The following is a 13403-nucleotide window of genomic DNA, read 5'->3' as shown; positions in this document are numbered from 1 at the left end:
CTCGTTGCGAGCGGGACCGGGCTTGGCGCATTTCTGGACCTTTGCCGAACACCTGGCCGCTGGCATACTGAAGGCATCGGGCCGATGGCGCGCTCGGCCCACTAGTTCCAGGAGTTCACTTGCCAGATCGGTTCCGCATCACCCAGCACTCCAACGGCACTTACCTGGTCGAGGGGCCGGCATCGAACTGGATCATCCTGGAGGACAACGGCGCCTACACGCTGATCGATGGCGGCTACCCCGCAGATGTGCCGCTGGTACTGGAATCAATCCGGGTGCTGGGTCTTGAAGTGAAGGACGCCGCGGCCATGCTGATCACCCACGGGCATGTGGACCACACCGGAGCAGCCGCCTGCTTCGCATCCGAACTAGGCGTACCGGTACTGAGCTCAGCAGCCGAGCATACGCAGATGACCGGCGAAGAACGCTTCCAGGTCTCCCCCTGGCAGATCGTGATCCGTGCGTGGCGGCCGCTGGTTTTCAAATGGATGCGCCATGTGCTCAAAGTTGGCGGGACCAAAGGAACCAGAGTGCCGGAAGCAGGCGTATGGACCGCCCAGCAACTGGCCGGCCTGCCCGGTGCACCGGTGGCGGTACCTACGCCAGGGCATACACCTGGCCATACCGCATTCCACCTGCCCGATTCGAAGGTTCTGGTCACCGGAGATGCGTTGATCGCCGGCCACGCGCTGAGCCATCACACCGGAGCGCAGATGCTGCACCCGATGTTCCACCACAACCGGCAGCAGGCGCACGATGCCCTCGCGGCATTCGACAGCATCGATGCTGGCTCGATCCTGCCCGGCCACGGCAAGCCGATCTACTGCCAACCGGCAGAGGCGGTGCGCACCGCCCTGGCACGGGACGCGCAATAAGCACCATCTAACTTATGGAACGCGCGCGGTCCATTCCTCGGTGGCGAACTTGGTCGCCGCCAGTTCCTGCGCCGCCAGTCGGGATTCGGCATCCAGCTGCGCGACTTTGGCCCCGGTGCGCTTGGCAAAGGTGTCCATCATGACCTTGATGATCTCCATGCGCCCCAGCTCGGTCTGGGACTTGAGCGGGTCAACGCGCTTGACCGCCGATGCGATGCCCTTGTCCGAAATTTTCTCGCGCCCAATGCGCAGCACCTCGGTCATCTTCTGCGCATCGATGTCGTAGCTCATCGTGACATGGTGCAGCATCGCGCCGTTGGCCAGGCGCTTTTGCGCCGCCCCACCGATCTTGCCCGCGGGCGTGGCAATATCGTTCAGCGGCTTGTAGTAGGCCTTCAGGCCGATGCTTTCCAGCGCTTCCATCACCCATGCGTCGAGGAACGGGTAGGAATCGGCAAAGCTCATGCCGTCCACCAGGGATTCTGGGGCATAGAGCGAGTAGGTGATGCAGTTGCCCGCTTCCATGAACATGGCCCCGCCCCCGGAAATGCGGCGGACCACCTGGATACCGTGCTTTTGAGCCTGCTCCATGTCCACCTCGTTCTTCAACGACTGGAAGGAGCCAATCACGACAGCTCCCTCGTTCCAGTCCCAGAAACGAATGGTTGGCTTGCGCTCGCCTTTGGCGATCTGGCGGGTGAGCACCTCATCGAGCGCCACCTGCTCGCTAATCGGGATGATCTGCGGGCCGAGGACCTCCCACTCATGGTCCTCCCACTTGGTGGCATGGCCAAGGGCGCGACGAACCACGCGGGCAACAGCGTCGGCATCGAAACCGAACATCACCGCGCCCTCGCGCAGATTGTTGGTTACCGCTGTGCGAATGGTGCTGTGGCTAGCATCCGCTGGCAAACCGCGGAGCGCATCATTCAAGTCATCGAGTGCATCGTCTGGTTCCAGGAAGAAGTCGCCGTTCAATGACACTTCGGTGATCACGCCATCGGCGGTATCCAAATCTACAACGACTAATTTGCCACCGACTACCTTGTATTCACCATGATGCATCATGGATTCATTCTATCCCCGGCTACCCACTAGTCGAATCCACGCATCCCCGGATTCAGCGGTTTCCAATGTCGGAATGCGACCTCGGGTAACAATCGAATAAATATTCGACAATTGCTCCACATTCCGCGAATTTCCAGGCCAAACTGTCTGCTGCTGGCAGGAGAATTAACCATGGCTATACCCGACTTCATCCATGACGACGATGATGAGCATCGTCTACCGTTGCGCCCGGCTGGCACTCGCACAGAATCCCACAAGGATTCGTTCTTCAGCGATCACCTCGAACATCAACTGTTCTATGGTCCCGTGAAGCAAATTGCAGATGAGCTCTTCGACGCGGGTCCGCTCAATGGCCCGGGCGGCGCCCTCGAACGACTGAAGAAGATCCAGCGCATGCAGAGCAGTCTCGATGCACTTACTTCTGTGCTGCTGGCCGATTCAGTAGAACAAGTCAGTGAATCATTTGCCGACATGATTGCCACTGAGCGGACCACTACCGAAGAGGAGGAACGTGAAGCTCGGAAAAGCGCCGAGTACTATGGCCTTGACCGTGGCAGTGATCAGATCATTAACTCCAACTTCATCGCAGAAGCGGCTGTCGCCTTGCGCGAGACCTCGCGCAAGGTAAGCAAGCGAATGTTCTACGCCAAGGGTCTTCGCTACGTCTGCAAGGAAACTCTCACGGCTCTGGCTGCAGGAGAGATCACGTGCAAGGCAGCTCATGACATCGTGAAGTATTCGCAGGACTTGCTCCCGGAGCAAATCATGCAGATGCAATGTGTGCTGTTGCCCATGGCGAAGACCGCATCTGATGACGCGATATACCAACGCGCACGCCGGTTCCATGACCGGATGTGTCCCGAGTCTGCCGAACGAAGGCACAGGAAGTCTGAAAAGAATCGCAAGCTCACGCTGTGGGATGACGAAAACGGAATGTCCACACTCAAGTACTACAACAACGCCGCCGTGGTTCATTCCATCAAGAACTCCGTGAAGTGGCTAGCTGATCAGCACAACGATCCGCAAGATCCCCGTACCCGGGAGCAAATAGAAGCAGATGCCTTCGCGGACATAGTCCTCTACGGCTGGCCAGGCCAGGAGGGAACACCGCTCAAGCCACGGGTATCGATCACGATACCCGCGATAGAGATGCTGGCAGATCCTTCGAGGACCGTGGCTGATCTAGAAGGCTACGGCCCCATCCCGCTGGGTGTCGCGTTGAGGTTGGCCAAGGATGCGCCTTCGTTCCAGCGCGTCTTGACCGATCCATGGACTGGCGCCGCGATAGATGTCGAGCGCAGGCGCTACCGCCCCTCGCAGGGCCTCAAGGACTTGTTACGGCATCGTGATGGGCATTGCTGTTTCCCCGGGTGCCGCCGTCCAGCTGATCGCTCCGAGATTGACCATATTGATGGCTGGGCTCACGGAGGGCACACGACAAGGGGTAATACGCATCTCCTATGCAAGCAGCATCAAATGTTCAAGCATGCATTGGGCTGGAAAGTCGTTGCGCGCCCTGACGGATCCGAGATGTGGGTGACTCCGCATGGGCTGAACGCACTTGTTATTCCAGAAAGCGTCAAGCGTGTGGATCAATTTGATCATGTGAATGATCATTGCCCGGAACGCCCTAAGATCATCCCCTTGCCGCATATTCGACTGACGGCAGAAGTACGCAGGGTACTTGGGCTCAAGCCCCTCATCGACATTCCAGACGAGGATCCTGGTCCTGAACCGCCGCCAGATGACGGCCAGAAGGAAACAGGCCGAGGCCGCTAGGCTGAATGACCGATTTTGGGTGACAAAATTTTTCAGTCACCAGCGCTTCCACACCACCAAGAACACCATTCACGCAACGGCGATGGAGCCAGTTGCTTAGCTAAATGCGGCCAAGCGGGATACTTCGACGGGTCAGTGAAATCTTTTCCAGTCATCACCGGCTACTCCGACGGCTATTGCGCCAAAGGGCGCTCTGCGCGAACGCCGCTGACAAGATTTTTCAGTCACTGATGGACAGGTGTCCTGTTAAAGCAGCAGCGGCGTGTTTCCAGAAACAGGAAACACGCCGCGAAAGCTTGCTAGGGGCGAAGTATTACTTCTTGCCGCCGAAGCCCTTGAAGCGGGCGTTGAAGCGCTCGACACGACCAGCGGTGTCCATGATGCGCTGCTTGCCGGTGTAGAACGGGTGCGAAGCAGCCGAGATTTCGACGTCGATTACTGGGTAGGTGTTGCCATCTTCCCATTCGATGGTCTTGTCCGACTTAGCGGTCGAACGGGTCAGGATCTTTTCGCCGGATGCCAGGTCGTTGAAGACAACTGGGCCGTACTGTGGATGGATATCAGCCTTCATAGCTATACACCTTTTGTTTATGGCCACTGGATTTTGCCAGCAGCTGCTTACTCGGAAATTGCGTCCCGCATTCAAGGCTCCATGAAGAAACCTCAATGCACAGACAGTCCATCCTATCGCAAAATCGACGGAGGCCGAAACCTTCTTAGCGTGGCGCGGAGCACAAATGCCAGAACGCAATTGCGCTAGCAGCACCAACGTTCAGGGAATCCACTTCGCGGTACATCGGGATGATCACGGTCCGGTCAACGGCGGCGAGGGCTTCATCGGTAACTCCCCTGCCTTCGTTGCCCAAAATCATGGCGACCTTCTGTCCAGCCTTGATCTCCACTTCGTTCAATGGGATCGCGTCATCGGTCAGCTCCATGGCGAGCATCTCATAGCCATGCTTCTTCAAGGTCTGGATGTCCTCTGGCCACGAGTGCATGCGCACCCAAGGAAGGTCAAAGACCGTGCCCATTGAAACGCGGGCGCTGCGTCGGTACCAAGGGTCCACGCATTTGGGGGTGAGCAGCACAGCGTCAACGCCCAGTCCTGAGGCCGAACGGATAATTGCGCCAAGGTTAGTATGGTCGGCGATGTCTTCCAGGATGGCAACGCGCGAACTGGCTTCAAGCACTTCGTCCAGATCCAGCGGTTCGGGACGATTCATCGCTGCCATGGCACCGCGGTGCAAGTGGAACCCCACCAGATCCTGAAGCTGCCGATCATCCCCAATGAAAATCGGCGCGTCCGGGAAACGGTTGAACTCCTCGGTTAGCTGGTCCAGATGCTTTTCGGCGAGCAAGAAGCTGCGTGGCACGTGTCCCGCGTTGATCGCACGCTGGACCACTTTGGTGCTCTCGGCAATGTAGAGGCCATTTTGAACGTCGCTACGCATTCGCAGATGCGCTTCAGAGAGCCGGAGATACTCGTCGAGGCGGGGATCAGCCAGATCCGCGACCTGCAAGATCCGTTCAGGATTGAGAATTTCTGCCACGAACCTACACCAACTTGTAGAGCATGTTGCCCAAGGCGATCAGGCCCAGGATGACGATAACCAGGCGCAGCAGCCCCGGGGAAAGCTTGCGGCCAATCTTGGCACCGGCAAAACCACCGATCAGCGAGCCGACCGCGATAAGCAGAACGATGATCCAATGGATGCGTTCCGGCGCGATGATCAGGTACATTGCGGCCGCCACCAGGTTCACGATCAGGGAAAGGATCACCTTGATGGCGTTGGACTGCTGCAACGAGGCCTGCAAGAAAACACCGAATACGGCCATCAGCAGCACGCCCTGCGCGGCGGTGAAGTACCCGCCGTAGATACCGATGATGAACACCAGGATGTACAGGATCATCGGGATCTTGGCCCGGTCCGCATCATCCGGGTCGGTACCGCCAGAAGCGGCCTGGCGGGTCTTCGCCCATTTGGAAAGGCGGGGCTGGAAGATCACCAGCACGAGCGCGCAAATCAGCAGCACCGGGGCCACGACGCCGAATACGGACTCCGGCAAGTTCAAGAGAAGCAGGGAGCCGATCAACCCACCGACCAATGAAACCGGCACGAGCTTGAGTAGGGTTTTCTTGACGCTGGCAGCTTCTCGACGGTACCCCCAGGCACCGGAGAAGCCGCCGGCAACCAAACCCATGGCGTTGGAGACAACGGCATTCACCGGAGCTATGCCCAACGCCACGAGAATGGGGAAAGTGACCAACGTGCCCGAACCGACGACGGTGTTGATAGTTCCGGCCCACAGTCCGCCAAGGAAGACCAGGGCTTCACGCCAAAATTCGATCACGTGGAAATTTCCCCTTTAGTTATTGCTGTTAGCTGCGTGCGAAAGCCGAGTAGCGTCCACCTTCACGGCGCAGGCTCAGCGGCATGCTGTACGTTGCTTCCAGATTCGCTTCATTCAGCGTGGATTCGATCTCGCCGGCAGCGACAACTTCACCATCGCGCATCATCAGGATGTGGGTGAACCCCGCTGGTACCTCTTCAAGGTGGTGGGTCACCAGAACCAGCGCTGGAGCATCCTCATCGGCTGCCAGCTCAGCCAGCTTGCCAACCAGGTCTTCACGACCGGCAAGATCCAATCCGGCCGCTGGCTCATCGAGGATCAGCAGTTCGGGATCGGTCATCAAGGCACGGGCGATCAGCACGCGCTTGCGCTCGCCTTCGGAAAGCTTGCCGAAAGGCTGGTTCATGAAGGTGGACATGCCCCAGTTGTGCAGCAGGTGGAAAGCACGGCGCTCATCGAGCTTCTCGTACTTCTCGCGCCAGCGCCCGGTCATGCCGTAAGCCGCGGTGAGCACCACGTTCAGCGCCGTCTCGTTGGCTGGAATGGAGTTGGCAACCAGGGCCGAGCTCAGGCCGATCAGCGGACGCAGATCGAAGACGGAAACCTTGCCCAAGCGTTCGCCAAGGATATCCGCGGTACCGCGGGTTGGGTGCAGCCGGGTGGCTGCAATGTTCATTAAGGTCGACTTGCCGGCGCCATTGGGGCCGATCACAATCCACCGCTGTCCTTCTTTGACTTCCCAGGACACGTCCTTGAGCAGGTCTTTTCGCCCGCGTACAACGCTGACATCTTTGAAAGTTAGCACTTCGCTCATGGTATTCAAGATTAGACTTTTCGCCCCTGTTTCACTAATTGGAAATGCCGTACGAGGCCTAAAAATCGCCGGATTGACCTGTATTGCGTCCAACGGCAATGTTAGTTCGCTCCCATCGGCCTGGTGAGCATCCCTGCGCCAACACGTCATGTTTGGTCGTAAACACCGAAGCAATGAAAAATGGTTGCATGGCTTCATCATTGGTTTTCGCATCCCGCCCCGCTCTTTCCCGAACCGACTTCACCGCTGTATTGCAGCGGGCCGTCGCCGCCGGACTAATTCCCGCCGCGGATGAAAGCCAGATCAAAACCAATGAAGAGCGGCTGGTAGCCAAGTACCGCATTGAACAGGGCGATCAGGCGCAGTTGCAGCAGGCGGCCACGGAATTCGTCGATGTGCAGGTCGCCGACGGCGCATTGGATTACGCGGACTTGTGTGTAGCTGTAGTACCTGCCGAACTCATCGATGCTCCGCAGCTGCTCTTGCTGATGGATGTAGATTCCACATTGATCAAGCAGGAAGTCATCGAATTGCTCGCCGCTCACGCTGGACGGGAAGAAGAAGTCGCTGCGGTGACCGAAGCCGCAATGCGCGGTGAACTGGACTTCGCCCAGTCCTTGATCCAGCGCGTAGCAACCCTGAAGGATCTGCCAGATACTGTCCTCGCCGAGGTAGGCCAGCGCATTATCCTCTCCGACGGCGCCGAAGCCCTGGTCAAGCGATTCCATGCGGCCGGGCACAAGGTCGGCGTAGTTTCCGGAGGGTTCCAGCAGATCCTGGATCCACTGGCCGCTCATCTGGGTCTGGATCATGCGTTGGCCAACACCCTGGGCATTGCCGACGGAATTCTCGACGGTACCGTTCACGGCCAGATCGTCGATCGCGAAATGAAGGAATCCAAATTGCGCGCGTGGGCCGAGGAACATCAGATCCCGATGACGGCCACCGTCGCCGCCGGTGATGGTGCCAACGACCTCGCCATGGTTGCTGCCGCGGGTTTGGGAGTTGCTTTCAATGCGAAGCCTGCGCTGCGCAATGAGGCGGATGTGCGCCTGGACTTCTCGCGCCTGGATGTCATTGCCGACCTAGTACTCAATGATTTGGCTTAGCGGAATCCAACAACTGCATAACGATTCTGCCGATAGCGGCTTTCGATATCTTGATCGGTTGATCCAGCGGTTAGTATTTCTATTGACGCGTTTAACGGCCCATGGCATTAGTCCTAGCCGCGCGCGCAGCCCCCATCGCTTTCGAAAGAGCTACTAGACCAGTGCAGACCCCCTCCCCGGACAGTTCCTCAACTACGCCTACGCACTCCCCGCATGACAAGAAGAAGCCGAAGAGCAAGGCCAAGCCTTGGATCATTACCGGTTCTTGCGTTGCAGCCGTAGCCGCAGCATATTTCGGCGGAGCCGCCTATGTCAGCTCCCAGGTTCCAGCCAACGCCTCCATTGCGGGTGTGAGCATCGGATCCATGAACAAGGACCAAGCTCGCGCCGAATTGGAACGCGAGGTACTCCCCCTGGCTGAAACGCCAATGGATGTCACCGTCAACGGTGAAAAGTACACGCTGGATCCGACCAAGGCGGGTCTGGAACTGAACGTTGATGAGACCATCAACGAACTGACTTCCTACGAAATCAACCCGGTCAAGCTCTACGAGCGCCTTACCGGCGAATTCCACGTCACCCCAGCGGTCGACGTGGATCAGGAAAAGCTGAGCGCTCAGCTTGAAGCGCTGGCCAAGAAGGCCAACGCCGAGGTCGCCGAAGGAACCGTCGAATTCGAGGATGGCACTTCCAAGCTGACCAAGCCCGTTGACGGCGTAGCGCTGAAGACCGAAGAAGCCGCCACGTTGATCAGCGAGGACTGGGAAATTGCCGGTTCGGCGATCGACCTGCCTGCCGAGGTCACCAAGCCGCAGATTTCTGCCGACACCCTGCAGGCGTTCTACGACAAGGACGTCAAGGCCCTGTTGAAGGACGAGGTCATCCTGGCATCGGATGACAAGAAGGCGAGCATCTCGGCCGCGTCCATTGCCGCGGCAGCAAAGTACGCGCCCAAGGATGGCGCTCCAGCGATCTCCTTGGACGACGAGAAGCTCTACAAGGCTGCAACGAAGAATTCCGATCTTTCCAGCACCGCCAAGGATGCACAGATCGTCTTGAAGGACGGCAAGCCGTCCATCATCAAGTCCTCCAAGGGCATCTCGCTGGAGACCAAGGGCCTGGGCGCCAAGGTCCTGGCCGCCACCGCTGCCAAGAACCGCACTGCCGAAGTTGAGATGACCGAGAAGGAAGCCGACTTCACCACCGCAGATGCAAAGAAGCTGGGCATCAAGGAACCGATCGTCACTTTCTCCACCCCATACCCGGCTTCCGACACCGTACGCACCAAGAACCTGCGTGCCGGTTCGGCACGCGTCAATGGCGACATCGTCAAGCCCGGCGAACGCTTCTCGCTGCTCCAGGCCTTGGGTCCAATCACCGTGGCCAACGGATACTACAGCTCCGGGGTTGTAGAAAGCGGCTTCAGCACCGAAGCCGTGGGCGGCGGCCTGTCGCAGATCTCCACCCAGATGTACAACGTCGGCTTCCTGGCCGGCTACGACGACATCACCCACAAGCCGCATTCACGCTGGTTCGAGCGCTACCCTGCAGGACGCGAAGCCACCTTGTGGGAAGGCCAGATCGACATGATCTGGGAGAACAACACCCCATACGGCGTGATGATCCAGGCCTGGGTATCGGGCGACAAGGTCAATACCCGCCTGTGGTCGACCAAGTACTGGGATGTCTCGCAGAAGAGCTCCGGCAAGTACAACCAGACCAACCCCGAGACCAAGTACAACCCGGCCGACAAGTGCGTCTCGGAATCGGGCGGCAAGAAGGGCTTCAGCATCGATATCACCCGCTTCCGGGAAACCTTCGATGGCTCCAAGAAGCTGCCAGCCGAGACCAAGAGCTGGACCTACAGCCCATGGCACAAGATCGTCTGCGGCGACAAGCCCAAGGACTAATTCAAGCCAAATCGCCGGGTGCCTCCCTTTCGGAGGTACCCGGCGATTTCGCTTAACCCTGCGCATTTGCCCCAGGCACAAAAAGCTGGCGGTCGGAATCCCGGCATGGGACACCGACCGCCAGCTGCTGTGCGCTGCTGCGGGGCTTACTTGCCTGACTGCTCCAGGAAGTCGCCTGCGCCGCCCACCAGCTCGGTGTGGCCGGTCTCGACGTCAGCGAAGACCATCTTGGCTACCTCGGCGCCGAACTCCTCGACGGAGTACAGCTTGCCGGCGGCTTCGCGGCGAGCGTCGATAGCACCTGGCTCCATGCGGTTGAGCAGGGTGGCGGTGATGGTGCCTTCGATCATGTCACCGGAGACAACCACGAAGGTGATGTTCTTCTCGGCCAGCTTCGGGATCATTTCACGCAGTGCATCTTCGCCGGCACGCTTTGACTTGGCCACAGCGTCGTAGGCATCCATGGTGGTGACCTCGTTGATGAAGTGCGCCTGGTGGCTGGTCACGAAGACCACGCGGCCGCCTTCGCTCAGCTTGGGCAGCGCAGCTTCCAGCATGGCCACCTGCGCGTCTCGGTTCAGGCGCAGCGCATAGTTTTCGCCCATGGAGGTTTCCATGCCGCCCGAAGCGTTGAGCACGACGACGTCCAGCGAACCGAAGTTCTCAACGGCTGCGTCAACCAGTGCCTGCGGGCCCTCAACGGTGGTCAGGTCGGCGCCGACGGCAACGGCCTTGCCGCCCTTTTCTTCAATGGCAGCAACAATCTTGTTGGCGCGTGGGGCCTTGGCGCGGTAGTTGACCACTACGCCAATGCCCTGCTCGGCCAGCAGCTGTGCGGTGACCGCACCGATGCCGCGCGAGGAACCGGTTACAACGGCACCCTTGAATTCACTCATGGTGGTACTCCTTTAGATTTCTTGCTTAAAACTACTAGTGGCCCATGCCCAAGCCGCCATCAACCGGGATCACGGCACCGGAGATGTAGCCTGCTTCGTCACTGGCGATCCAGCGCACTACGTTGGCTACCTCTTCAGGTTCAGCAAAGCGGTTGGCCGGAATGCTGGAGAGGTATTCCTTCTGGGTGTCCTCTGGCAGCACAGCGGTCATCTCGGTGTTGATGAAGCCCGGAGCCACAACGTTGGCGGTAATGCCGCGTGAGCCCAGTTCACGGGTCAGCGAGCGGGCGATGCCCACCAAGCCGGCCTTGGAAGCCGCGTAGTTGATCTGGCCTGGCGAGCCATAGAGGCCGACGACCGAGGAGATCAGCACGACGCGGCCGCGCTTGAGCCGGATCATGCCCTTGGACGCGCGCTTGATCACACGGAAAGCGCCAGTGAGGTTGGTGTCGATCACCGAGGTGAAGTCGTCTTCGCTCATGCGCAGCAGCAGGGTGTCCTTGGTGACCCCTGCATTGGCGACAAGAACTTCTACTGGACCGTGCGCCGCTTCCACTTCCTTGAAGGCCGAGTCGATGGATTCGCTGTCGGTGACATCGGCCTTGACGCCGAGCAGTCCGGCGGGAACCTCGCCGCTGCGGTAGGTAATGGCCACTTTGTCGCCGTTGGCCTCGAATGCGCGCGCAATAGCAAGTCCAATGCCGCGGTTACCGCCGGTCACGAGGACACTGCGGCCAGTGATTGGTTCCGTAGTCAATGTATTTCTCCGTTCATGCGCTCGCTGTCCTGGCATGGTAAATCTCTCCAATGGCCAGCCGAAAAGCGCACTTTGCCTAGTTAAGTAGCTACTCCGTGAACAATCCTATTAGTTACTCACCAGTTTTACCGCTTCGACAGCGCGTAGAAATTACACTCTTCGTGCCACAGGTGAGACAATGGGAGCAGATCCCGTACTGCGAAGCGAAGTCTTTTACATGTCCTCACAGCCCATGAATCACGGTTCCAGCCAACCGGAAGTTCACCGCATTACCGAAGCGCGCGAGTCCCATACCACCGAGCGCGATTCCCGTGTGCGCAAATACACGATTTCCATGACCGTGCGCCTGGTCTGCTTCATTCTCGCTTTCTTCTTCGATGGCTGGCTGCGCTGGGTCCTGCTCGCGGGCGCGATTGTCCTTCCTTATATCGCCGTGGTGATCGCCAACGGCGGTGCGGACCTGACCAAGCGCGAACCTCCCGCCGAGTTCTACAAGGCTCCTGATGCCCAGGCCATCGCCGCACCGGAGGAAGCCGCGCCGGCCGAGCAGCAGGCGCAGGAACCGGAAGTGATCGACGGCAGCTTCGCCGAAGAAGCGGAACCAGTGCACCAGCCGACAACTGCACCCAAGGAGGACTAGTGGATCTGCTTGGTTCGCTAGGCGGCTCCCCTGCCGCCGCCGAAATCCAGTGCTCGCGGAAGGGTTGCCGCAATTCCGCCGGCTACCAGCTGTTGTGGAACAATCCGAAGATCCATACCCCGGACCGGCGCAAAATCTGGCTGGCCTGCGAGGAGCATCGCGACTGGCTCGAAACGTACCTGAAGGAACGCCTGCTCTACAAGGAAACGCTGCCGATGCCGGGCAATGAAGGAGAAAGCAAGTAGATGTATCGTTTTCTGGCGAGTACCCGTTGGGTCGGCTGGCTGATTTTGGTGGCCATATTCGCCGCCGCGTGCATTGGGTTGGGCAACTGGCAGGCCGACCGCCGCGCCGAGGTGCTCCAGGGCATCGAACGGGTCAACCGCAACTACTTCGCAGAACCGGCCACCGGCAAGCAGGCCCTGGAGCATTTCCAGAACCTGGACGAAGACAAGACCTGGATGACCGCGCAGCTGACCGGCGAATACCTCACCGCAGATACCATGATCGTGCGCAACCGCATCAAGGCCGGCAGCCCCGGCTACGAGGTCTTGGTGCCGTTCAGGACCACCGAGGGCGCAACGGTCATCGTCAACCGCGGCTACCTGCCGATCGGCAACCAGGAAAGCGGCCACCCGGATGCGGTTCCAGCGCCGCCTGCCGGCAAAATCACCCTCGATGTGCGCTTGAAGCCATCGGAAATCCGTTTGGACCGCGGCGCCCCGGATGGCCAGTTGCCCTCGATTCAGCTCGAAGACTATGCCAAGCTCCTGGACTACGAGATCGCCCAGGGCGCCTACGGCCTGATGTATGAAGAGGACCCGGCCCCGGCCACTGCGCCACTGCAGCTGGACGCTCCGGATATGGATGAAGGTCCGCACCTTTCCTATGAGATCCAGTGGTACATCTTTGGCGTGCTGGCCTTCGTCGGCTTCTGGTACGCCGCCCGCCAGCAGAAGAAGCTGAACGCCGAGGACGCCGCCGAGCAAGCCGAAGCCGAGGCGTTGGGCTTGGAAGAGCCGATGCACAAGGTGCGCAAGATCCGCGCCAAGCCGGATAAGAAATTCCGCCGCGACGGCACGCCGACCGATGAAGCCATCGAGGATGCGTTGCTCGACCAGGCGGACAACGCGCCGGGGCGCATCACCAAGTAGCTGCGGGAAAGAGCGAGGAACCGCGCGGCAACTGGAATATTCCAGTTGC

At 59.3% G+C, this 13403-nt stretch carries 14 protein-coding genes; 7 read left to right on the top strand and 7 right to left on the bottom strand.

Translation table 11 applies throughout. The features are described from left to right. The first annotated feature begins 119 nt into the window (after nt 1-119). Nucleotides 120-875: an MBL fold metallo-hydrolase gene (locus ACRDT3_RS18500; RefSeq protein ID WP_431494388.1), complete on the top strand. Its 756-nt coding sequence runs from the start codon at nt 120-122 to the stop codon at nt 873-875. A 12-nt stretch (nt 876-887) separates the two neighbouring features. Here the strand turns inward: ACRDT3_RS18500 and ACRDT3_RS18495 are convergent, their stop codons facing one another. Continuing rightward, nucleotides 888-1943 (bottom strand): lipoate--protein ligase family protein, encoded by a 1056-nt coding sequence (locus tag ACRDT3_RS18495; RefSeq protein ID WP_431494387.1) that lies wholly within the window; start codon nt 1941-1943, stop codon nt 888-890. Nucleotides 1944-2114: 171 nt separating this feature from the next. Here ACRDT3_RS18495 and ACRDT3_RS18490 point away from each other — a divergent pair, with 171 nt between their 5' ends. Next, nucleotides 2115-3722, top strand: a complete 1608-nt coding sequence (locus ACRDT3_RS18490) for a DUF222 domain-containing protein (RefSeq protein WP_431494386.1) — start codon at nt 2115-2117, stop codon at nt 3720-3722. A 313-nt stretch (nt 3723-4035) separates the two neighbouring features. Here ACRDT3_RS18490 and ACRDT3_RS18485 read toward each other — a convergent pair whose 3' ends face one another. The 4 genes from ACRDT3_RS18485 to ACRDT3_RS18470 form a co-directional block, all read right to left on the bottom strand. Continuing rightward, complete coding sequence (locus ACRDT3_RS18485; protein WP_013348950.1) at nt 4036-4293, bottom strand: type B 50S ribosomal protein L31; 258 nt, start codon at nt 4291-4293, stop codon at nt 4036-4038. 145 nt (nt 4294-4438) lie between these two features. After that, nucleotides 4439-5272 (bottom strand): TrmH family RNA methyltransferase, encoded by an 834-nt coding sequence (locus ACRDT3_RS18480; RefSeq protein ID WP_431494385.1) that lies wholly within the window; start codon nt 5270-5272, stop codon nt 4439-4441. Between the two features lie 4 nt (nt 5273-5276). Next, nucleotides 5277-6074, bottom strand: coding sequence for a sulfite exporter TauE/SafE family protein (locus ACRDT3_RS18475; RefSeq protein ID WP_431494384.1), 798 nt, complete (start codon nt 6072-6074; stop codon nt 5277-5279). A gap of 28 nt (nt 6075-6102) precedes the next feature. Continuing rightward, nucleotides 6103-6888 (bottom strand): ABC transporter ATP-binding protein, encoded by a 786-nt coding sequence (locus ACRDT3_RS18470; RefSeq protein WP_431494383.1) that lies wholly within the window; start codon nt 6886-6888, stop codon nt 6103-6105. Nucleotides 6889-7076: 188 nt separating this feature from the next. Here ACRDT3_RS18470 and serB point away from each other — a divergent pair, with 188 nt between their 5' ends. Then, nucleotides 7077-7997, top strand: coding sequence for a phosphoserine phosphatase SerB (gene serB, locus ACRDT3_RS18465; RefSeq protein ID WP_431494382.1), 921 nt, complete (start codon nt 7077-7079; stop codon nt 7995-7997). Between the two features lie 161 nt (nt 7998-8158). Further along, nucleotides 8159-9907, top strand: coding sequence for a VanW family protein (locus ACRDT3_RS18460; RefSeq protein WP_431494381.1), 1749 nt, complete (start codon nt 8159-8161; stop codon nt 9905-9907). 146 nt (nt 9908-10053) lie between these two features. Here the strand turns inward: ACRDT3_RS18460 and ACRDT3_RS18455 are convergent, their stop codons facing one another. Then, the gene (locus ACRDT3_RS18455; RefSeq protein WP_431494380.1) at nt 10054-10803 is read right to left on the bottom strand and encodes an SDR family oxidoreductase; all 750 of its coding nucleotides are present in this window, start codon (nt 10801-10803) and stop codon (nt 10054-10056) included. A gap of 34 nt (nt 10804-10837) precedes the next feature. Further along, nucleotides 10838-11596 carry a beta-ketoacyl-ACP reductase gene (locus ACRDT3_RS18450; RefSeq protein ID WP_431494379.1) on the bottom strand — a complete coding sequence of 253 codons (759 nt, stop codon included), beginning with the start codon at nt 11594-11596 and terminating at the stop codon, nt 10838-10840. Between the two features lie 181 nt (nt 11597-11777). Between ACRDT3_RS18450 and ACRDT3_RS18445 the strand changes: the two genes are divergently transcribed. The 3 genes from ACRDT3_RS18445 to ACRDT3_RS18435 are packed head-to-tail and all read left to right on the top strand — an operon-like array spanning nt 11778 to nt 13354. Then, nucleotides 11778-12200: a DUF3099 domain-containing protein gene (locus ACRDT3_RS18445; RefSeq protein ID WP_431494378.1), complete on the top strand. Its 423-nt coding sequence runs from the start codon at nt 11778-11780 to the stop codon at nt 12198-12200. Next, the gene (locus ACRDT3_RS18440) at nt 12200-12445 is read left to right on the top strand and encodes an acetone carboxylase (RefSeq protein WP_431494377.1); all 246 of its coding nucleotides are present in this window, start codon (nt 12200-12202) and stop codon (nt 12443-12445) included. Before ACRDT3_RS18445 ends, ACRDT3_RS18440 begins: the two co-directional genes overlap by 1 nt. Next, nucleotides 12446-13354 (top strand): SURF1 family cytochrome oxidase biogenesis protein, encoded by a 909-nt coding sequence (locus ACRDT3_RS18435; protein ID WP_431494376.1) that lies wholly within the window; start codon nt 12446-12448, stop codon nt 13352-13354. Nucleotides 13355-13403: the final 49 nt, after the last annotated feature.

Origin of the sequence: Glutamicibacter sp. (genome assembly GCF_050701915.1) — a bacterium.
Lineage (GTDB): Bacteria > Actinomycetota > Actinomycetes > Actinomycetales > Micrococcaceae > Glutamicibacter.
This window is presented reverse-complemented; position numbering and strand designations above follow the sequence as displayed.